The following is a 20,237-nucleotide window of genomic DNA, read 5'->3' on the forward strand; positions in this document are numbered from 1 at the left end:
AAACTCTTTTAATTTCATTTGAACCTGACTTGAATGCTACTTTTATGCCCTAAAATTTTGCATTTGGTTTTTGGCTAAAGCCTGTTGCTTGTTGTCCTTTGTCCACGGCCTTCAGGCCGTGGCAATTCAATTACTAACGGCCATTCAATTTGTTCTAATTAAAGCCAATAAACTTAAAAGTTTCGATAAAAAATATTTCAATTGCAACGGCCTATAGGCCGTGGGTTGATAAAAATATAGCTATTGGCTTTAGCCAAAATGTTTTTTTGAATTTTAATCGCCTAAAATATCATGCAGCACATTATCGTAAACGGATGATGCTTCTTTTATCGACCCAAAATCAGTATCATCAACCTGCAAACTTCCAGAAGTTACCGTTCCTAAAAAGCTAAATTCCGTTTCAGAAGTTGCCATCAATTCTACCAAAGCTTCCTGGTTTTCCGGTTTGATGGAAACCACTACCCTGCCTTGCGCTTCGCCAAACAGGAAAGCATCTTTGCGGATTTCTGCATCGCTTTCTATCGCAAAACCCAACTCGTTTGGCATTGCTGATTCTAATAAAGCAATGTATAAACCGCCATCCGAAACATCATGTGCAGAAACCAGCAGCTTTTCTTTAATTAATTGTTTGATTACCTGATGCAGAGCATACTCTTTTTCCAGATCGAAATACGGTGCTGGAGAAGCAGAAATTTTGTGGAAAGAAGCCAGATACTGAGAAGAAGCAATATCATTTTTAGATTCGCCGATGAGATAGATCAAGTCGCCTTCATTACGGAAATCAGAACGGGTTAAAGTTGAAAGATCATCCATTACGCCTAACATGCCAATGGTTGGCGTTGGAAAAACCGGGCCTTCATCGCTGGATTGATTGTAAAAGCTCACATTTCCACCGGTAACAGGTGTCTGAAATTTTTCGCAAGCTAAAGTCATTCCTTTAATCGCGCCAACAAATTGCCAGTAAACTTCAGGAACATAAGGATTACCAAAGTTTAAACAATTGGTAATAGCAACCGGCTCGCCGCCGGCACAGGTAATGTTTCGTGCAGCTTCTGCAACTGCAATTTCGCAACCTATTTCCGGATCAGCATAAACATATCTGGAGTTGCAATCTAACGTTAAAACGATTGCTTTATCAGTTCCTTTTACGGCAACAACGGCAGCATCGCTTGGTTGATTTGTGGTTACGGTTGAAGTACCAACCATAGAATCATATTGATCGGTAACCCAACGTTTAGAAGCAATGTTCGGATGCGAAATTAAATGATCTGCAACTGCTTTTAAATCTTCCGGTTCCGCAACTTGCTCAATCTTAAATTTTTTGTTTTCAGCAAAATAAGCTGGCTCCCGGTATTCACGCTGGTAAACCGGCGCACCTCCGCCTAAAACCAGATCGTCGGCAGGAACGTCGGCTACCATTTCTCCGTGACGGTAATAAACCAGGCGTTTGGTATCCGTTACCTCGCCAATTTGTACGCAGTTTAAATCCCATTTATCAAAAACAGCCTGCACTTCTTTTTCCCGGCCTTTTTCAACTACGATCAGCATCCGTTCCTGTGATTCTGATAAAAGGATTTCAAAAGGCTGCATGTTTTCCTGGCGTGTAGGAACTTTATCCAGATCGATGATCATTCCGTGTTCGCCTTTTGCCGACATTTCTGAATTGGAACAAATAATTCCTGCCGCGCCCATATCCTGCATTCCGATTACGGCTCCGGTTTTAATCACTTCCAGCGAAGCTTCTAACAATAATTTTTCCTGAAAAGGATCGCCAACCTGAACGGCAGGCAGATCATTCACAGAATCTTCTGTAATATTTTTAGAGGCAAAAGCAGCGCCATGAATACCATCCTTACCGGTTGAAGAACCGACAATGTAAACCGGGTTGCCTACGCCGTAAGAAGTTGCAGAAACGGTTTCGCCGGCTTTTACAATTCCTGCGGAGAAAGCATTAACCAGCGGGTTTACCTGGAAACATTCGTCAAAAAACAACTCGCCGCCAACGGTTGGAATACCAAAAGCATTGCCATAATCGCCGATACCTTTTACTACGCCTTTGATCAGCCATTTTGTCCGGTCATTTTTTAAATCACCAAAACGAAGCGAATTTAACTGCGCAATCGGACGTGCGCCCATTGTAAAAATATCGCGGTTAATGCCGCCAACGCCTGTTGCCGCGCCCTGATAAGGTTCTAAAGCTGACGGGTGATTATGCGATTCTATTTTGAAAGCACAACCGATTCCGTCGCCTAAATCTACTAATCCGGCATTTTCCTCTCCGGCTTTGGCGAGCATCCGCGGACCATCTTTCGGAAGTTTTTTCAGCCAGGTGATGGAATTTTTGTAAGAACAGTGCTCGCTCCACATCACCGAAAAAATAGAAAGTTCGGTAAAGTTAGGTGTGCGGCCTAATATTTCTTTAATGCGTTCAAATTCTTCGGGTAGTAAGCCTAAATCTTTGGCAGTTTGTACGGTGGTTAAATTTTGCGGCTCCAATTTTTTTGAGTTTGATGGAAGCCCAAAATTATAAATTTATAGGGAAGCTGGCGAAGTTAATATGAATTGAAAGGCAAATATGATTTATAACGTATCCTATTTTTAAAAATTGCTGTTTTTATCAGCATAAAAAAGAGGCTTTAATAAAACGATGCTTCTTTTACCAGGTAAAAATTGGTGTTTACTTTACCTTTTTTCCGGGTAATGATTTTATGCCGGTAAAAGAAGCATTAGTAAATACCGTTTTTGAGGTTATACATTGCTCCTTTAAAAGCCGGTTGTAATAAGGCTACTGCCATTTTGCTCCGCTGGCCGCTGCGGCAGCAAAACACTATTTTTTTATTTTGAGGAAGGGCATCTAACTTATCAGCGAGTTCATCAAACGGGATATTGATGCCGCCGATGTTATAATCCTCAAACTCGTACTCTTCCCGAACATCAACCAAATAAACTTCTTCCGGTGTTTTTTCCAGCCAGTTTTCTAATTCTTTTAGGCTGATTTCCTGATTATTATCTTCTTTAACCTGAACCTTTTGTTTTTCTGTTACTGGTTTTGCATGAGCTTGTTTTCCGAACTTAAATACACTGACGGAGTTATCCAAAGCATTAACCGTCATCAGTTTTCCTGAAAGTATTTCTCCGGTTTCACAAATAATTTTGATGGCTTCGTTTGCCATATATAAACCCACTATTCCGGGAAGAACGCCTAAAACGCCAATCTCAGCGCAATTAGGAACATCGTTATCAGCAGGAGCTTCGGGGAAAATATCGCGGTATTGAGGCCCGTTTTGATAGTTAAAAACGGAAACGTTTCCTTCAAACTTAAAAATCGAACCAAAAACCAAGGGTTTGTTTAGCTGAACACAAGTATCGTTTACGAGATAACGTGTTGGGAAATTATCAGAACCATCAATAATTAAATGATATGCCCCGATTAACATTTCTGCATTTTCTGGTTTTAAACGTTCATGATATGCCTTTAATTCAACAAAAGGGTTCATGATCCTTAGCTTTTCAGCCGCAACCATTGCTTTGGCTTTTCCAACATCTGCTGGGGAATACAAAACTTGCCGGTGCAAATTGCTTTCATCTACCACATCGTCATCTACAACTCCAATTTCGCTTACGCCTGCAGCAGCCAGATATTGCAAAACCGGACAGCCTAAGCCGCCTGCGCCAATCATCAGCACTTTGGCTGCTTTTAGCTTTTGCTGGCCTGATAATCCTATTTCCGGTAAGATCATCTGGCGGTGATACCGTTTCAATTCTTCGCGTGTTAACATCCTGTTGATTATGCTTGATAAGCAAAGTTTAGGATAAAAACTGAACATAAAAAAACAGCTTTAATACAATTTGCTTAAAGCTGTCTTTTAGGGTGAAGTTGTTTAAACTTTTTTTCTGACCCTCTTTTTTAGGGCCGATGCTTCTTTTATCACCTAAAAAATGTTAACCATTATTTTTTTGATCGATTTAATCACTAAAGACCTATAAGGTTTTCAAAACCTTATAGGTTATGTAAACACCAATTTTTACCCGGTAAAAGAAGCATGGCACTAAACTTGGGCATGCCGTAGGATCAAATTTAATTGGCACCAAAAGTTTAAACAACCTTGCAATAAAAGAAGTATGTTAGTCGGAAATAGTAAAATTAATAGGAATGGTATAACGGACCCGAACAGGGCGGCCGTTTTGAATGCCCGGGTTCCATTGCGGCGCCATCTTTAAAACACGCTTGGCTTCTTCGTCAAAACCGTAACCTGCTGCTCTTAACACTTGTATATCCGTAATCCGGCCATCTTTTTCAACAATAAAACTCATATAAACACGTCCGGAAACACCTGCACTGGAAGCCTGTTCCGGGTAACGTAAATTCTTGCTTAAGAACTTTGTCCATGCATCCATTCCGCCCGGAAATTCGGGTAGTTTTTCTAACATCGTTATTGGTTTTACGCCATTATCGGGCTTGTCCGTTCCAGTTGCGGTGCCGTTGCCACCATTGGCAGGTGTGTTTAGCGCAGGAATATCTCCCGGAATATCCTGTAAACCGGTTGTAGCATTTTGTGCTGTAATGGGTTTAGGATCAACTTTTACTAAATTATCTGCTACCACTTTCATGGTTTGTGCAGGTGCTGCAACTGCTTTTTGTGTTGCGCCAGATGCTGGTAAAACACTTTTTTTAATGGTTTGCTTTTGATGTACAACTTCCGGAGGTGTAATATCCGTCAGGTTAATTACTGTTTCCGCATCGTGTTTAATAACTGCAATCGGGTCATGATGTTGTTTGATGAGTACAGAGATGGTAAAAAGCCCGGCGGCAAAAAGTGTTGCCGTAAAAAACAACGACTTTAAAAGGTTACTGTTATAATGCTTCCGAAGATCGTAAGCACCATAATTTTTGTTTCTTTCTGAAAATACAAGATCGAGCCACTCGGTGTTGTACAAATTAAATTTTGATTTGAACATAAGTAGTGAAATTAAATTTTATGGTAGAACGTAAGTAAAAACATAAAATTGTAACATTGGTGTTACTTATTTCAATTTTTTCTAATATATTTTCCTTTAATTGTTATTTAAAAAAGTTTAGTGCTGAATTAAATTTCCATTTAGTTTATAACCCAAGTTTATTTGGGGCTTCTTTAAAATTAGGGTTGATAGATTTTTTACCGGTAAAAGAAGCATCAGCAACAGGAACAATGTTTTTGCCTTCCTGTAATAGAAGTTGTTTAAACTTTTAGGCTCCGTTTAAATAGGTACAAGGCCCTTCGATAGGTTCAGGACCGTGCCAATGCTTCTTTTACCGGATAAAAATTGGTGTTTGCTCGCATTTAAATAATCAAAAAAACAATGGTCAACATTTTTAGCTGATAAAAGAAGCATCAACCTAAAAATCAAAAAAACAAGGCCTGCTTAAAATTTATTCCCTAATTTTTTGTATGCTTCTTTTTTTGGCTAAAGCCGCTGCCTGTGTTTCTACCACCCACGGCCTAAAGGCCGTGGCAATTTTAAAGCGTAGTTTTTAAGACAACCTTTGTTTACCAATGCTAAATTGCGCTGTGCGGACAGGACGTCCGGGCCAGGTTTTAATTACTGGCCGTTGCCACGGCCTTCAGGCCGTGGACAAAGGATAAGCGGCAACAGGCTTTAGCCAAAAAACCAAAACCACCAAACATTTAAAAAATCATGGCATAAAAGGGGCATCAAACAAAAGGACAAAATTTAAACAGGCCCTAACATTTTATGTGATAAAAGAAGCATCAACTATAGAAATTAAAAACCAGCGGTTAATATTTTTAAGCGATAAAAGAAGTATCAACCCCAAAAAAAAGGGGGGGGGGAGAAAAAAAGTTTAAACAACTTCATATTCAAAAAAATGAGGTAATACAGGGAATTATTTCCCTGTATTACCTCATTCAAATATTTATCCGCTTATAAACCTGCTAAAAGGAATAAACAGCGGCCATTACAAACTGCGAAGCTGATTGAGTTGGACTAAGGCTATGGTTTAGAAACATTGCTTTAGAACCATTATCCAAACGTACTTCCGGGATAAAAGTGAAAGGACCTGTTTTGATGTTTGCAGTAGCGGTAAGGTCTGTAACAGAACTGCCGGGCGCAGCGCCAACAGCCGGGCCAACACTTCCTGATTTTGATTTAAAATATTCGCCTCTTAAACCTAAAGTTACCATTTTAGACACTGCTAACTGCGGATATAAAGCAACACCGCTAAAGCCTCCCGTTGGTAAGTATTTTGTTGAAGAAAAATCGGCAGCATTTAAACCTAATTTAAAAGCCTCTGTAATTTGGTAGGTTGTTGTTAAGTCAACTTCTGTACCCGAGGCATAACCTGTTAATAAATTTAAATAAGCTGTCCAGCCTTTTACAGGTGATACCATTAACTGAGCGCCGAAAGTAGAAACATCATTAACAGACTGATAAACGTTCCAGTAATCGTTAAAAATACCGGCCATCAAACTAACCTTATCCGAAAAGGCATAAGTAGCTTTTAAACCTGCATTTTGGAATGGCCCGTTTGTAAACAAATAGGAAGTAGAATAATTGAAGTTTCCGGTTGGCAAAATTACTTCATAGCCAACAAAAGTGGACATATAACCTGCAGTAACATTTAGTTTGGGGGTAAGATCGTAACTAACATACAGGTTTTGTATATGAAAACTGGAACTCGAAAAGAAGGTAGTACCGCTAACCGGAGCTGTTGCTGCATCAGGAATTGATTGTGACTGGCCACGCGGACCGAAAGACAGTTCTCCCACAAAAGCCACTTTACCAACTTTCTTTTTTAAACCCAGGTCTATCATTCCGATAGAAACAGAATTTTGTTCGTTGGCAAAACTAGTTCCGATGTTGCTGCTTCCGTTTGAAAATTTTCTGCCCGAAAAATCATACTTATAATATGTATCCACAGAACCTGTAATTACCAGCGGATTTGTAGCGGTAGAATCTTGTGCACGGGCCGCAACAGCAGAGAAAAATAAAGCACTGAAAAATAAAAATGCATTCTTCATATCAATAATGATTTAATGATGGATTATTAAGATTAGATAGGTTAAAAATTTATACTGAAAAAAGCAGGACCATAATTTACGGCAGCATATAGCATGCACATCAAACCAATACTATTTTTATCAGGTAAAAAAAGGCAGGTAAAAGAAGCATGACGGGCCATGCTTCTTTTATAATAGAAATTATTTCTGTTAAGAGTAAGCTTCGATGCCGTGTTCGTAAACATCCAGCCCGCCAACGTTGGTTTCCGCTTCTGCCGGAACACGCAATGCCCAGGGATGAGGTAATTTACTTACTACAAACATTACAATATAGGTAATAACAAAGGTTGCAACTGTAATGATAAAACTACCAATAAATTGTGCTTCCAGGATTTGCGCCCCTCCTCCATAAAATAAACCAGTTACAGGAGCAGAATTATCTGCACCTAAAGGACCGGTTGCACCATATTGGCCGCAGGCAAAAAGCCCTAATGATAAAGTTCCCCAAATACCATTTATACCATGTACGGCAACAGCGCCAACAGGATCGTCAATACGTAACCATTCAATAAAGTTCATGCCTAAATAAACAAGGACCCCTGCAATTAAACCTATCCATAAAGCTCCTCCCGGACTAACCCAGTAGCATGGACAAGTAATGGCAACTAATCCGGCAAGGAAACCATTTAAGGTAAGGCCCAGATCAAATTTTCCTTTTGTGTTACCAAACCAAAGTGCCATAAACATGGCTGCCATGCCACCGGTACAAGCAGCAAGGGTAGTATTTGTAGCAACACGGCCAATTCCCTGAGTATCCATGGCAGATAAGGTGCTACCGGGATTAAAACCATACCAGCCAAACCATAATAAAAACCCGCCGACAGCAGCAACTGTTAAGTTATGGGCTGGCGGCATTCCGCCTTCCAGTTTGTTATCACGGGCAAAAATACGGCCTAAACGCGGCCCCAATACAATACCGCCTGTTAATGACGCAATCCCTCCTATGGTATGTACAACTGTTGATCCGGCAAAATCGCGGAAACCCGTGCCAAGCGAAGGCAAGAAATGGCCGGGAGTTCCCATTAAAGCCAGAAAGCCGTCCGGACCCCAGGCCCAATGTCCGATAATAGGATAAATAAACCCTGTAACACAAATACTGTAAAGAATATCTCCGCGGAAACTGGTGCGGCCAATCATGGCACCAGAAACAATGGTTGAAGTTGTATCAGCAAAAGCGAACTGAAAAATCCAGTGAGCTAGTACAGGAATACCTGTTGTTCCGTATGTTGCAGGAATACCGGCAAGGAAAAACCAATGCATACCTATAAACCCATTCCCTTCGCTAAACATAAAGGCATAACCAATAGCCCAGAAAGCAACACCACAAAGGCAAGTATCAAAAATACATTCCATTAATACGTTTACGGTTTCTGTTTTTCGGGCAAAACCTGCCTCCAGCATTACAAAACCTGCCTGCATACCAAATACTAAAAAAGCGGCAACTAAGGTCCAAACAGTATTAACTGTGTTAATCACTGCTGTTTCATGTGCCGTATAAGTATCGGCAGCAAAAACGGTAGAACTTAAAATTCCGGGTAAAGAAACCATTGCCAACATTACAATTAGCAGGCCCATTACTTTGCCCGAAAAGATAGCTAAGCCTAATTTCCATTTTTCACGAGGTAAAGAATTAAATAATTTTTTTAGATAAAGTTTAAAGTTCATAGTTTTAGGGTTTAAAAAACACTGTTTAAATTACATTTATGATAAAATTTATATTTATTTTAAGATATTAAGCTAATTTTCTTGTAACTATGGCAATTCATTTTGATTTTAAAGTTTTAATGAAGCTTATAATTATGTATTTTAATGAAAATGATAGATTCATCAACAAATTGTATTTAGAAATAGTAAACATCTGCAATTAATTAATTTTTTATCTTTTTTACAATTATATTGAAAAAAATAATGCTTTATCTATTTTTTTTTATCAAAATAAATAAAACATCAACAAAAAAATGATTTATATATAAAATTAGTCCAATAAATATCTTTAACTATAAAAAACAATAAAAAAACATGTCTAACATCCGATTTCAGGCGCTACAGTCTGTTTTTACAAGAACAATCCCGGAAGTAAAAGCACCTTCTACCAGAATTTCCGATTATTTCGGGTCAAATGTTTTCGATAAAAAGAAAATGAAAGAATATTTATCAAAAGAAGCTTACCAAAGCATTATAGATTCTATTGATAAAGGCGTTCCGGTTGACAGGGAAATTGCCGAACATATTGCATCAGCATTAAAAACCTGGGCAGTTAGCAAGGGTGTTACACATTATACGCACTGGTTTCAACCTTTAACCGGCACAACAGCAGAAAAACATGATTCTTTTTTTGAACCAGGCGGAGACGGAAGCGGCATAGAAAAATTTAGCGGCGATGCATTGGCACAACAAGAGCCTGATGCTTCGAGTTTTCCAAATGGTGGTATCCGTAACACATTTGAAGCAAGAGGTTATACAGCCTGGGACCCATCTTCCCCGGCGTTTATTATCAACCAAACGCTTTGTATTCCAACCGTATTTGTTTCATACACCGGTGAAGCGCTGGATTATAAAGTGCCATTGTTAAAAGCGCTGGTTGCTTTGGATAAAGCTGCAGTTGATGTTTGCCATTATTTTGATAAAGGCATTGAAAAAGTAAATGCTTCACTGGGCATCGAGCAGGAATATTTTCTGGTAGATTTGGCTTTGTTTAACGCACGTCCGGATTTGCTTCTAACCGGCCGTACACTGTTCGGACACATGTCTGCCAAGAGCCAGCAATTGGAAGACCATTATTTTGGTTCTATTCCAGACCGTGTTTTAGCTTACATGCAGGATTTTGAAACGGAAGCGTTAAAATTAGGTATCCCTTTAAAAACACGCCATAATGAGGTTGCCCCTTCACAATTTGAGTGTGCGCCTATTTATGAAGAAATTAACCTGGCCATCGATCATAACCAATTGCTAATGGATTTGATGGATAAAGTTGCCCTTCGCCATAATTTTAAAGTGTTGCTGCACGAAAAACCTTATGCCGGTGTTAACGGTTCTGGCAAGCACAACAACTGGTCTTTAATTACCAACACTGGTAAAAACCTGCTTTCTCCGGGCAAAACGCCTAAAAACAACCTGATGTTCTTAACGTTTTTTGTAAACGTTATCCGTGCAGTTTATGAGCATGCAGATCTGTTAAGGGCTTCTATCGCTTCGGTTACCAATGATCATCGTTTAGGCGCCAACGAAGCGCCGCCAGCCATTATTTCTATTTTCCTTGGCAGCCAGTTAAACGAGGTTTTGGATGAGATTGAAACTGCCCGCATCAGCAGGATTATGAAAGATGAAAATTCTTTATGGTCTGGCATACCGAAAATACCACCGATTTTAAGAGATAACACCGACCGTAACCGTACTTCGCCTTTTGCTTTTACCGGTAATAAATTTGAATTGCGCGCTGTTGGTTCATCCGCCAACTCTTCCAGTCCGATGACCATTTTGAACGTAATTGTTGCCGACCAGTTAATCAAGTTTAAATACGATGTAGATAAACTGATTAAAAAAGGCGAGAAAAAAGATGTGGCTTTAATGACGATTATCAAAAAGTACATCAAAGAATCAAAAGCGATCCGTTTTGAAGGAAATGGCTACAGCGAAGAATGGGAAAAAGAAGCTGCTGCAAGAGGTTTAACAAACATTAAATCTACACCAAAAGCATTAGACATATTGCTTTCTGAAAAAACAGCAGAATTATTTAACAAAACCGGCGTTTTTAGTGAGCGTGAAGCACATGCCCGCCACGAAATTTTACTGGAAAGCTTCTATAAAAAATTACAGATCGAAGCACGGGTGATGGGCGAACTTATCAATAGTGCCATCCTTCCTGCTGCCATCATCTATCAAACTAAATTGGTTGATAATGTAAGGGGCTTGAAAGAAATCGGATTGGAAGAAACTGCTTATAATGTTCAAATGGATTTGATCCGTAAAATTTCAAACCATATTAACGAAGTTCAAACAAATGCCAAACAAATGCTGGAAGAACGCAAAAAAGCAAATGTAATTGAAGATATGCGCGAAAAATCAATCGCTTATGATGAAAAAGTAAAAGGTTATTTTGATACTATCCGTTACCATGTTGATAAATTAGAACAACTGGTAGATGACGCACAATGGCCTTTACCAAAGTTTAGGGAACTATTGTTTATTAAGTAGGTTTGAGGTGAGAGGTATCAGCTACCAATACCATCTCAGAAAAAGCTCTGGAGTTTCCAGGGCTTTTTTTATGCCATTAATTTTGTTGCAGCAAATAAATTGCTAAACGAAAACGCGCGTTCTTTACCTTTTACCAATTTTAGCTTGATAAAAACAGTATTGCTATTTTATTTGATTGGTTGATGTGCTGATACTTCGAACCTCACACCTATTTCCTACTTTTGCCCCATGATTTCATCTCAACGCTATGATTTGCGGGGCGTTTCTGCCTCCAAAGAAGACGTACATCAGGCTATTAAATCTATTGATAAAGGCATTTTTCCAAAAGCTTTTTGCAAGATCATTCCTGATATTTTAGGCCATGACGAAGCTTTTTGCAACATTATGCACGCAGATGGCGCCGGTACAAAATCTTCGCTTACTTATTTGTATTGGAAAGAAACAGGCGATTTATCGGTTTGGAAAGATATTGCGCAGGACGCCGTAATTATGAACCTGGACGATTTGCTTTGCGTTGGCGCCACGGATGATATTCTGCTTTCCTCTACCATCGGCAGAAATAAAAATTTAATTCCCGGAGAAGTGATTGCAGAAATTATTAACGGAACGGAAGAATTGTTAGCACAACTACGTGAAACCGGAATTGGCATCTATTCAACCGGAGGTGAAACCGCCGATGTTGGCGATTTAGTGCGGACCATAATTGTAGATTCTACCGTTACCTGCCGGATGAAACGTGCTGATGTAATAGATAACAGCAACATCCGGCCAGGAGATGTAATTGTTGGTTTGGCTTCCGACGGACAAGCTTCTTACGAAAATTCGTACAATGGCGGAATGGGTTCTAACGGATTAACTTCTGCCCGCCATGATGTTTTTAACAAAACTCTTGCTGAGAAATTTCCCGAAAGTTATGATCCTGCCGTTCCGGAAGAACTTGTTTTTTCAGGTTCTAAAAACCTCACTGATTTAATTGATATTGGAAACGGTAAAACTGTTACTGCCGGAAAGTTAGTTCTTTCTCCTACACGCACTTATGCGCCTGTTATTAAAGCTGTTTTAGAACAGTTTCGTTCTCAAATTCATGGCATGGTGCATTGTAGCGGCGGCGCACAAACCAAAGTCTTACATTTTGTAGATGCTGTCCATATCATCAAAGACAACCTTTTCCCTGTTCCGCCTCTGTTCAAATTGATCCAGCAGGAATCAGGAACAAGCTGGCAGGAAATGTATAAAGTTTTTAATATGGGGCACAGAATGGAATTGTACGTTCCCGAAACTTTAGCAGAAAACATTATTTCAATTTCTAATAGTTTCAATATTGCAGCACGAATTGTTGGGCGTGTAGAAGCTTCTTCAATAAAAAAACTTACTATCCGTTCTGAATTTGGAGAGTTTGTTTATTGATTTGTCTGGTGGTTTTGATTTTTGATGCTTCTTTTATGGCATAAAAATTAAGGTTATCCCCCTAACCACCTTCAAAGGGGGAAACCTAAAGAAGACCTTTCTAAAACAATAAAAGTAACAGATAGAAAAGTAGCAAACACAGCTTCCCCTCTTGAGAGGGGTTAGGGCGTGTCCTTTAAATAATGTCCGAATTTTTCTAATTCAAAGTTATTTTCATCAAAAAAATTTTATCTTCTATGCCTCCGATGCTTTTTGCTGGAATGGCTACTGCTTCTTTTATGCGATGTTTTTTTACTTGAGTGGTGGCGGTGTTCTTCAACATGATGATGCTTCTTTTGCGGGGCCTTTTTTTCTGAAGTTTTTGTTGAAGCCTTTTTTGAAGCAACCGGTGCTTCTTTTACCGGTGTTTTTTTTGCAGTATCGGTTGCAGCAGTAGCTGATTTTTTATTTTCATCTTCCTGTGATACTGTTTTTACCGTAAAATTATTGCTACGGATGCCATATTCCAGTACACGCTTGTCTGCCGTTAACTTTGCATCTTTTCCGTTTCCATCAAACAACGGAAACTCACGCATTAAAACTCCTTCTTTGATATAAAAATTATCCTGGCCGCGGTAACCTTTTTTTTGCGAAGAGGTAAGTTTAGGAAAATCCAGTTTCTGTGCTTTATTGTCTTTATACTCAAAAGCATAAATCTGTGTGTATTTGGTAGAATCTTTAGATTTTGCCTGGACCAGGATCTCCGGGTTACCGTCCATGTCCATGTCCGTGTTATAAACGTCGGTAATCGTTCCGTCTAAATCACCGGTAGTTGTAGTGTATTTTGCTGCTGCTGAGTCTGATTCCAAGATCAAAAAAGAACCAGTTTCGGTTGAACCTCTTCCCCAGCTAAAAACATCAAAACTCTTTCCCGGAGAAACTTCAATGGTTTTATGAAACCGAAATGGCGGCGTTAAAGCAGGTTTTGCTTGTAAAATCTGATGTTGGACAGCAGGTTTATGATCTGTAGAATTACAAGCTGCAAAAATTATTATTAACCATAAAGCTGTTAATTGCAGGGAGATGCTTCTTTTATCACCTAAAAAAATCATAGTTGTTAATTGAATAAAATATCGGGCGGAAGTTCTGTTTGTGGTTTCCCTGCTAAATTTAAGTAAACTCTTAACGTACTGGTAGCGCCGGCATCAAAATATTTGATTTTAATTTGATGAAAGCCTTTTAAAAGCGGAACTAAACTGCTTTTCTGAAAAAGCGCGTGCTTTCCGTCGTTATCAACCACCAGCTCATTATCTAAATACAACTGCGAACCATCGTCAGAAGTTAAGCCTAAATTGTAATTTCCGTCCTGGTCTATACGAATATTACCCTGATAAATTACACCAAAAACCCGGTTATTTTTTTTAAACGCCGAAACGTTGATGCTTTTGATTGTACCGGTATCAATAACAGGCGCATCATCCAATTGAGCAGCAGCGGTAAAACTTCCGCTAAGTGCTTTGTATTTTAAACCCGGATTAGCAGGCTGCACATTTAAAGCAGCAAAAGGCTCGCGGTTATACAAAACTACTTTGCTTACTACGCTTCTTTTTCCGCAAGGTGTAATTTCTACAGTTTGCAGCGTCCTGGTCTGGTTTTTCTCGAGATTAATGTTGATAGGCGCTGTATAAAGTAAATCCGTTTCACGAGGCAAATAATCATCAATGGTATAATAAATGCGGGCATCAGTTACAGAAGGTTTTAATTGGTAACTCATATTTGGCCCAATCATAAAAGAATCCCTTATACCTATTGGTTCCGGAACGCGGTAATTGATACAGGAAGCATCCAGGCGGTTTAAATGCCGGGGCAAACGGGTTTCAGAAAAATCTTTATAATTTTTATTGGCCAATGGTGTCCAGGCAATTTCAGAAAGTGCCAGCATTCTTGGCAATAGCATGTACTCTACTTTTGCTGTTGTACCAATATATTCCGTCCATAAATTAGCCTGAACACCAATAATGTAAGTTTGTTGTTCGGCTGTTAAAACCTGCGGAACAGGGTTATAAGCATAAGTTTGCTGCAAAGGCGCGTAACCGCCGATAGAAAGTGGTTCCTGATCTGATTTTCCCTGCGCTTTATCAAAATACAAACCAGAGTTTTGCGAAGTCATGATCACGTTATGGTTTTGCTGTGCAGCAGCAATTCCGCCTGCTTCTCCGCGCCAGCTCATTACGGTTGCATTTGGCGCCAGCCCGCCTTGCAGAATTTCATCCCAGCCAATAATACTACGGCCCTTATCATTCAAAAACTTTTCAATCCTTTCTATGAAATAACTTTGTAAACCGTGTTCGTTTTTCAGCTTTAACTTTTTAATTAAATGCTGGCAAAAAGCAGAATTATGCCAGATACTTTTAGGCACTTCATCTCCGCCGATGTGAATGTATTTTCCGGGAAACAATTGCATCACTTCCGTCAGCACATCTTCCAGAAAGTTAAAAGTGTATTCTGATGGACAATAAACATCGTCAAAAACACCCCAGGTTTCGGCCACTTTATAAGTTCTTTTGGGATTACAACTTAATTCAGGATAAGCAGCAAGCGCAGCCAAAGAATGGCCGGGCATTTCTATTTCGGGAATAATGGTGATGTAACGATCAGCAGCGTATTTAACAATATCTTTAATTTCGTCCTGCGTATAAAAACCGCCATAAGGCGTATGATCGAACTGCTGCGGCATCCGGTCGTGGTAATTGCCGATTAAGGTTTGCGCACGCATACTTCCAATTTCGGTTAATCTTGGATATTTTTTAATCTCGATGCGCCAGCCTTGGTCATCGGTTAAATGCCAGTGAAAAGTGTTGATTTTATAAGCAGCAAGCAAATCAATATATTCTTTGATAAAAGAAGCAGGAAAAAAATGACGGGAAACATCCAGGTGCACCCCACGGTATTTAAAACGCGGATGGTCTTCAATAGCCATACAATTCAGGGTTGAAGTAACCTGTGTTTTGGTATCTGCAAGCAATTGAATTAACGATTGAACACCATAAAACAAACCTGCATCACGGCCAGTTACGGTAATTCGTTTTGGGGTGATGCTTAAACGGTAACCTTCATCGGGCAAAGTATCTGCCCCGATATTTGTTAAAACAATTACAGAAGCAGCCGTATCGTTGCGTAAAGTATCATTTATATTTTTGAACTGCTGCAGGTAAGAAGACAAAAAGAAAACGGCCTTGTTATCTTTTAAATCAGTTTGTATGATGCTTCTTTTATGCAGGAAAAATTTACCCGGATTTTTTTTGATGGAAAACGGGGCTGGAATTAAACCGGAATTAGGGTCAGCATTTTGCGAAAAACAGTTAGTAAAGGCAAAAAATACAAGAATAAAACACCAGGAATATTTAACAATCATTTAGTAAACAGGATCAGAAATTAAAACGATAACATTATTTAGCCAAATAAGAATACGTGTTTATAAATGAGGTTGTTACCTGAATATTACACCTACCTTTTTGCCCGAAATATTTTCGAGCAATGGCTTAAAGATCAGCAAAGCATTTTGCTTTGTTTTTTGCAGGAGCTGCATATCCGAAGCGTTTTTTAACAAACGCTGTTCGGCAATTTTATAAATCCCTTCTACCAGGTCTTTGGTATCGGTTGAAAACCAGGTACCGGAAACATCATAAACTTTGGATTTCTGATGATCTAATTTAACATAACAAATTTGCGGCTGTGGTAAAGTTACCGTAACAGAATCTTCCCCAACTTTAACAATGTCTTTTTTCTGAACTTTAGTTAAATCTATACAGCCGGTTACTTCGCCAACGGCAACAAATAAAATCCGCTTGTCAGGTAAAATCGCACGTACTTCTTTTTGCTCAATCACATCTTTCATCGAATATTTTACCAGCTCCAAATTACCCATCGAAGTAATTTTTTGTACCATTACATCTTCCCGCATTTCCTTGCGGGAAACGAAAAAGTTGTTTTTAAGGTAATAATAAGCGGCGGCAAAAAGCCCAAATACAATAATCAAAAAGATTAAATACCTGAAAACCCGGGCAAAAGCGAAAGAATTATTTGTCATGAGATTTTAATGTGGTAAAAGAAGCATCAGTAATTATCCTTCTACCAAACTTTCTTTCGCAGCCAGGTAACGTTCAGCTTCCAGCGCGGCCATACAACCTGTTCCCGCTGCCGTTACCGCCTGGCGGAAAACCTTGTCCTGCGCATCGCCGCAGGCAAAAACACCTTCGATATTGGTTTGGGTTGTACCAGGTTTGGTTAGGATATAACCTACTTCGTCAGTATCAATCCAGCCTTTAAAAATATCTGTGTTTGGATGATGGCCGATAGCTACAAAAAAGCCGGTAACAGGCAGCGTTTGTTCTTCGTTGGTTTGATTGTTTTTTACGCGTACACCGGTTACACTTTGTCCGTCGCCAACAATTTCCTGTGTTTCTGTACTGTAAAGAATTTCAATATTGTGAGTGTTTTGTACACGGCTTACCATTGCTTTTGATGCCCGAAATTCACTTCTGCGTACAATCATATACACTTTGCGGCATAATTTTGCCAAGTACGTTGCTTCTTCTGCGGCTGTATCTCCTGCGCCAACAATCGCTACATCCTGATTTTTGAAAAAGAAACCATCGCAAACAGCGCAGGCAGAAACGCCGAAACCATTATACTTTTGCTCGGATTCCAATCCCAGCCATTTGGCAGAAGCACCGGTAGAAATGATGACGGTATCAGCAAAAATAGTTTTTACTTCATCCACTACAACCTTATGCGGCAAACTGGAAAAATCAACCGAACTCACGTAACCAAAACGAATATCTGTACCAAAACGTTCTGCCTGTTTCTGGAATTGCTCCATCATTTCCGGCCCCTGAACGCCATTCGGATAGCCCGGAAAGTTTTCTACTTCTGTTGTTTGTGTAAGCTGTCCTCCAGCTAACATTCCGGTATATAAAACTGGTTTTAAATCAGCACGGGCAGCATAAATAGCAGCCGTATAACCGGCGGGGCCGGAACCTATAATTAAACATTGTACGTGTTCGGTATCTTGAGACATGTTGTTTTCGAGTTTATGCAAAAATACATTTTCGGTTGCACAATTGGTTGAAGGCAAATGTCAGACCAAGTTAATTTTAAGGCGATAAAAGAAGCATGACCGAACAAAACGGAACAAGTTGCCATAAAATATGAAAAACAAGCTATAAGCTTTTGATAAAAGAACCGAGGGCTTTGTTTAGTTTACCATGTTTTTCGATCATACTTTGGTGGCCTGCCTTTAAAACAACAAGTTTCGATTCTGCAATTTGCTGATGGATAAACAAACCACATTTTAATACATTTAACCGGTCGTAAACACCGGCAATTACCAAAGTTGGGATTTGGATGGTTTTTAATTGGGCTGTCAGGTCTAATTTCATAAATTGCATTAAAGCTTCTGTTACTGCTTTCGTTTTATTATCAGGTGCAAGCCTGGCTGCATATCTTAACTGCATGGCACTTTGTTTACCGGTAAAAAATAAGAAACGGGCAAAAAAGCTTGAGGTTCCGCTGGTAAAATTCGTCCGGCCTAAAATATCAAAAACCGGTGCTGCCTTTTTTACCAGTTTTAGCAGCGGAACAATTACCGGCTTTTCCAAAGCTTTCAAAACCGTCGAAAACTGAACGGTTTTTAAGGGATTGGTATAAGAACCTCCGTGTAAAACAACCGCTTTAGCATTTATACCCAAGCCGGGTTGCAGGCAATACTGCAATAAAACAGAACTTCCCCAGCTATGCCCGTAAATTATGGGTTGATCGATCTTTAAAAATTCCAAAACACTTTGTAAATCTGTTGCGAGGGTTTGCATAGATAAATCCTTCGCAACAGCAGAACCTCCATGTCCCGGAAGGTCAATAAAAACCAGGCGGTAAGCTTTGTTAAAATACTTGCGCTGGTAATACCACTGCTTGCGGTTGGCATTTAACCCATGCACCAAAACAAAAGGCTGCGCTTTTACCGGCCCGTCAAACTCCACATAAAACTCGTTGCCGCTGGCACACTTTACCCAGCAATGCTCGTCGGGCGATTTCCATTTTAAGCTTTTGCCCCTTTTTTTAGAAAGCAGCCACGACACCGGAAAGCGGCCAAACGCCGTGATTAACAGCAGTGTGGAGTATTTTAAGGATGTTTTTAACTTATTCATCTTACCTGGTTTAAAAATCTGAAGTCAATGCAACACTTACAGCAGAATTAATTTGAAAAATGACAGGCTTAAATTAGCAAACAAGTTAATAATAAAATAAAAACCTGAAATTTATTTAACTGTTGATACTACAGCTAATAACATAAAAACAGGCATAAAAGAAGCATCAACATTAAACAGCAATGCTTCTTTTATCAGGTAAAATCTTTAAAAAGATATTTAATCAGATCATATGATGAAAAAACCAATTTCCAGAAAAATGCATGGTGGTGCCGATTATGCTTATGCTGCCCTTGCAGCCGTTTTGCCAGAATTAGCTGGTTTTGAGGAAGAAGAAAAAGCGAAATTGCTTTGCAGAATCATTGGTTGCGGAACCTTAACTTATACTTTGTTTACCCGCGCCGAATGGGGATTGTTTAAATTGATCCCTTTTAAAGCACATTTAATTACAGATTTTACCGCAGGTATTTTTACACTTGGCGCTCCGTGGCTTTTTAATTTTTCTCAAAATAAAAAAGCCCGGAATGCTTTTCTGGCAATTGGATTAACGAGTGTTGTTGCAAGTATATTGACAAAGGCGGAGGAAATGTAAGTGCGCTAATTGTAAGCGATTAATTGATGGAAAGGCTGCCTGTAAAAAGGCGGCCTTTTTTGTTGATGCTGTTTTTATAGGATAAAAGTTTATGTTGGATTAGGAAATCCAAAGTTCAAAGATCGGGTTACAAAATCCCGACCAGTGGTGATGAGCAAAGCACAAGCAACAAATTACAATCAATCAAGTAGGTACAAGCCTTATAATTATTTTAAGACATATCTTAAACAATATATCTTGGTAATATTAGTAATTTTAACTTAATGAACAGCGAATTAATTACCCTCATTGCTAATATTGCGCTTACGCTTTCTTTTATTGCAGCCCTGATTTTTGGCATTGCACAAACCAGAGCCGCAGCGCAAGACAGGAAAGAACGCTTTACGTTGGAAACAATGCGCAATTTTCAAACACACGAGTTTTGTCAGCTAATGTATTTCATCAATAATATAGCAATGCCTGCAACACGGGCGGAAATGCAACTGCTGCCTGCCAAAGAGCAAGTTAATCTGATTCATTTTGCACAGATTATGGAATCGGTGGGTTTACAAGTAGCAGAGAAATTGATAGATATTGATCTGGTTGATAAAACGCTTGGTTCTTATGTAATTACAAGCTGGGAAAAATACAAGCTGATGTTTGAGGATGTTCGTAAAACCGCTCCCGACCCATTTTTGGGAGAATACTTTCAATGGCTTGCAGAAAGGCTCGACGAAAGAATGGCAAAAGCACCCAGAAAACCATTTTTTGAGCGAAAGTTAGAATGATCTCGATTATATTTAACTTTTGGTAGTTTTCTTA

General features: G+C 39.3%; 14 protein-coding genes. 4 read left to right on the forward strand and 10 right to left on the reverse strand.

Annotated elements, in window-relative coordinates; translation table 11 throughout:
* Positions 1-273: 273 nt before the first annotated feature.
* From purL to GO621_RS16570, 5 genes are all read right to left on the reverse strand, one after another.
* Positions 274-2,496, reverse strand: a complete 2,223-nt coding sequence (gene purL, locus GO621_RS16550; RefSeq protein WP_157569072.1) for a phosphoribosylformylglycinamidine synthase subunit PurL — start codon at positions 2,494-2,496, stop codon at positions 274-276.
* A 230-nt stretch (positions 2,497-2,726) separates the two neighbouring features.
* Positions 2,727-3,779 carry a molybdopterin-synthase adenylyltransferase MoeB gene (moeB, locus tag GO621_RS16555; RefSeq protein WP_157569074.1) on the reverse strand — a complete coding sequence of 351 codons (1,053 nt, stop codon included), beginning with the start codon at positions 3,777-3,779 and terminating at the stop codon, positions 2,727-2,729.
* A 346-nt stretch (positions 3,780-4,125) separates the two neighbouring features.
* The gene (locus GO621_RS16560; RefSeq protein ID WP_157569076.1) at positions 4,126-4,959 is read right to left on the reverse strand and encodes an energy transducer TonB; all 834 of its coding nucleotides are present in this window, start codon (positions 4,957-4,959) and stop codon (positions 4,126-4,128) included.
* Between the two features lie 974 nt (positions 4,960-5,933).
* Positions 5,934-7,019, reverse strand: a complete 1,086-nt coding sequence (locus GO621_RS16565; RefSeq protein WP_157569078.1) for a porin — start codon at positions 7,017-7,019, stop codon at positions 5,934-5,936.
* 189 nt (positions 7,020-7,208) lie between these two features.
* On the reverse strand, positions 7,209-8,723 hold the full coding sequence (locus GO621_RS16570) for an ammonium transporter (RefSeq protein ID WP_157569081.1): 1,515 nt from the start codon (positions 8,721-8,723) through the stop codon (positions 7,209-7,211).
* Positions 8,724-9,077: 354 nt separating this feature from the next.
* Here GO621_RS16570 and GO621_RS16575 point away from each other — a divergent pair, with 354 nt between their 5' ends.
* Positions 9,078-11,252 carry a glutamine synthetase III family protein gene (locus GO621_RS16575; RefSeq protein WP_157569083.1) on the forward strand — a complete coding sequence of 725 codons (2,175 nt, stop codon included), beginning with the start codon at positions 9,078-9,080 and terminating at the stop codon, positions 11,250-11,252.
* A 228-nt stretch (positions 11,253-11,480) separates the two neighbouring features.
* A complete protein-coding gene (locus GO621_RS16580) occupies positions 11,481-12,659 on the forward strand; it encodes an AIR synthase related protein (protein WP_157569085.1) in 1,179 nt (392 codons plus the stop codon).
* A 227-nt stretch (positions 12,660-12,886) separates the two neighbouring features.
* Here the strand turns inward: GO621_RS16580 and GO621_RS16585 are convergent, their stop codons facing one another.
* The 5 genes from GO621_RS16585 to GO621_RS16605 all read right to left on the reverse strand — a co-directional run bounded on the left by GO621_RS16585 (position 12,887) and on the right by GO621_RS16605 (position 18,844).
* Complete coding sequence (locus GO621_RS16585) at positions 12,887-13,750, reverse strand: hypothetical protein (protein WP_157569087.1); 864 nt, start codon at positions 13,748-13,750, stop codon at positions 12,887-12,889.
* Between the two features lie 5 nt (positions 13,751-13,755).
* Positions 13,756-16,053 carry a family 20 glycosylhydrolase gene (locus GO621_RS16590; protein ID WP_157569089.1) on the reverse strand — a complete coding sequence of 766 codons (2,298 nt, stop codon included), beginning with the start codon at positions 16,051-16,053 and terminating at the stop codon, positions 13,756-13,758.
* A 75-nt stretch (positions 16,054-16,128) separates the two neighbouring features.
* Positions 16,129-16,728 (reverse strand): DUF4230 domain-containing protein, encoded by a 600-nt coding sequence (locus GO621_RS16595; protein ID WP_157569091.1) that lies wholly within the window; start codon positions 16,726-16,728, stop codon positions 16,129-16,131.
* Positions 16,729-16,761: 33 nt separating this feature from the next.
* Positions 16,762-17,718, reverse strand: a complete 957-nt coding sequence (gene trxB, locus GO621_RS16600; RefSeq protein ID WP_157569093.1) for a thioredoxin-disulfide reductase — start codon at positions 17,716-17,718, stop codon at positions 16,762-16,764.
* Between the two features lie 142 nt (positions 17,719-17,860).
* Entirely contained in the window at positions 17,861-18,844 is a 984-nt protein-coding gene (locus tag GO621_RS16605) for an alpha/beta fold hydrolase (protein ID WP_157569095.1), read from the reverse strand.
* A gap of 235 nt (positions 18,845-19,079) precedes the next feature.
* On the opposite strand from GO621_RS16605, the gene GO621_RS16610 reads away from it, so the two are divergent.
* Together GO621_RS16610 and GO621_RS16615 are read left to right on the forward strand one after the other, a co-directional pair.
* Complete coding sequence (locus GO621_RS16610; RefSeq protein WP_198170292.1) at positions 19,080-19,436, forward strand: SPW repeat domain-containing protein; 357 nt, start codon at positions 19,080-19,082, stop codon at positions 19,434-19,436.
* Positions 19,437-19,699: 263 nt separating this feature from the next.
* Positions 19,700-20,203: a DUF4760 domain-containing protein gene (locus tag GO621_RS16615; protein ID WP_157569100.1), complete on the forward strand. Its 504-nt coding sequence runs from the start codon at positions 19,700-19,702 to the stop codon at positions 20,201-20,203.
* Positions 20,204-20,237 lie beyond the last annotated feature (34 nt).

Source organism: Mucilaginibacter arboris (assembly GCF_009754915.1).
Classification (GTDB): Bacteria; Bacteroidota; Bacteroidia; order Sphingobacteriales; family Sphingobacteriaceae; genus Mucilaginibacter_A; species Mucilaginibacter_A arboris.

Excerpts from the sequence above, each read along its gene's own strand:
- GO621_RS16610 (WP_198170292.1), top strand. The coding sequence starts at position 19,080 with ATGAAAAAACCAATTTCCAGAAAAATGCATGGTGGTGCCGATTATGCT.
- GO621_RS16580 (WP_157569085.1), top strand. The coding sequence starts at position 11,481 with ATGATTTCATCTCAACGCTATGATTTGCGGGGCGTTTCTGCCTCCAAA.
- GO621_RS16560 (WP_157569076.1), bottom strand. The coding sequence starts at position 4,959 with ATGTTCAAATCAAAATTTAATTTGTACAACACCGAGTGGCTCGATCTT.
- GO621_RS16575 (WP_157569083.1), top strand. The coding sequence starts at position 9,078 with ATGTCTAACATCCGATTTCAGGCGCTACAGTCTGTTTTTACAAGAACA.
- GO621_RS16570 (WP_157569081.1), bottom strand. The coding sequence starts at position 8,723 with ATGAACTTTAAACTTTATCTAAAAAAATTATTTAATTCTTTACCTCGT.
- GO621_RS16615 (WP_157569100.1), top strand. The coding sequence starts at position 19,700 with ATGAACAGCGAATTAATTACCCTCATTGCTAATATTGCGCTTACGCTT.
- trxB (WP_157569093.1), bottom strand. The coding sequence starts at position 17,718 with ATGTCTCAAGATACCGAACACGTACAATGTTTAATTATAGGTTCCGGC.
- GO621_RS16565 (WP_157569078.1), bottom strand. The coding sequence starts at position 7,019 with ATGAAGAATGCATTTTTATTTTTCAGTGCTTTATTTTTCTCTGCTGTT.
- GO621_RS16605 (WP_157569095.1), bottom strand. The coding sequence starts at position 18,844 with ATGAATAAGTTAAAAACATCCTTAAAATACTCCACACTGCTGTTAATC.
- moeB (WP_157569074.1), bottom strand. The coding sequence starts at position 3,779 with ATGTTAACACGCGAAGAATTGAAACGGTATCACCGCCAGATGATCTTA.
- GO621_RS16585 (WP_157569087.1), bottom strand. The coding sequence starts at position 13,750 with ATGATTTTTTTAGGTGATAAAAGAAGCATCTCCCTGCAATTAACAGCT.
- GO621_RS16595 (WP_157569091.1), bottom strand. The coding sequence starts at position 16,728 with ATGACAAATAATTCTTTCGCTTTTGCCCGGGTTTTCAGGTATTTAATC.
- GO621_RS16590 (WP_157569089.1), bottom strand. The coding sequence starts at position 16,053 with ATGATTGTTAAATATTCCTGGTGTTTTATTCTTGTATTTTTTGCCTTT.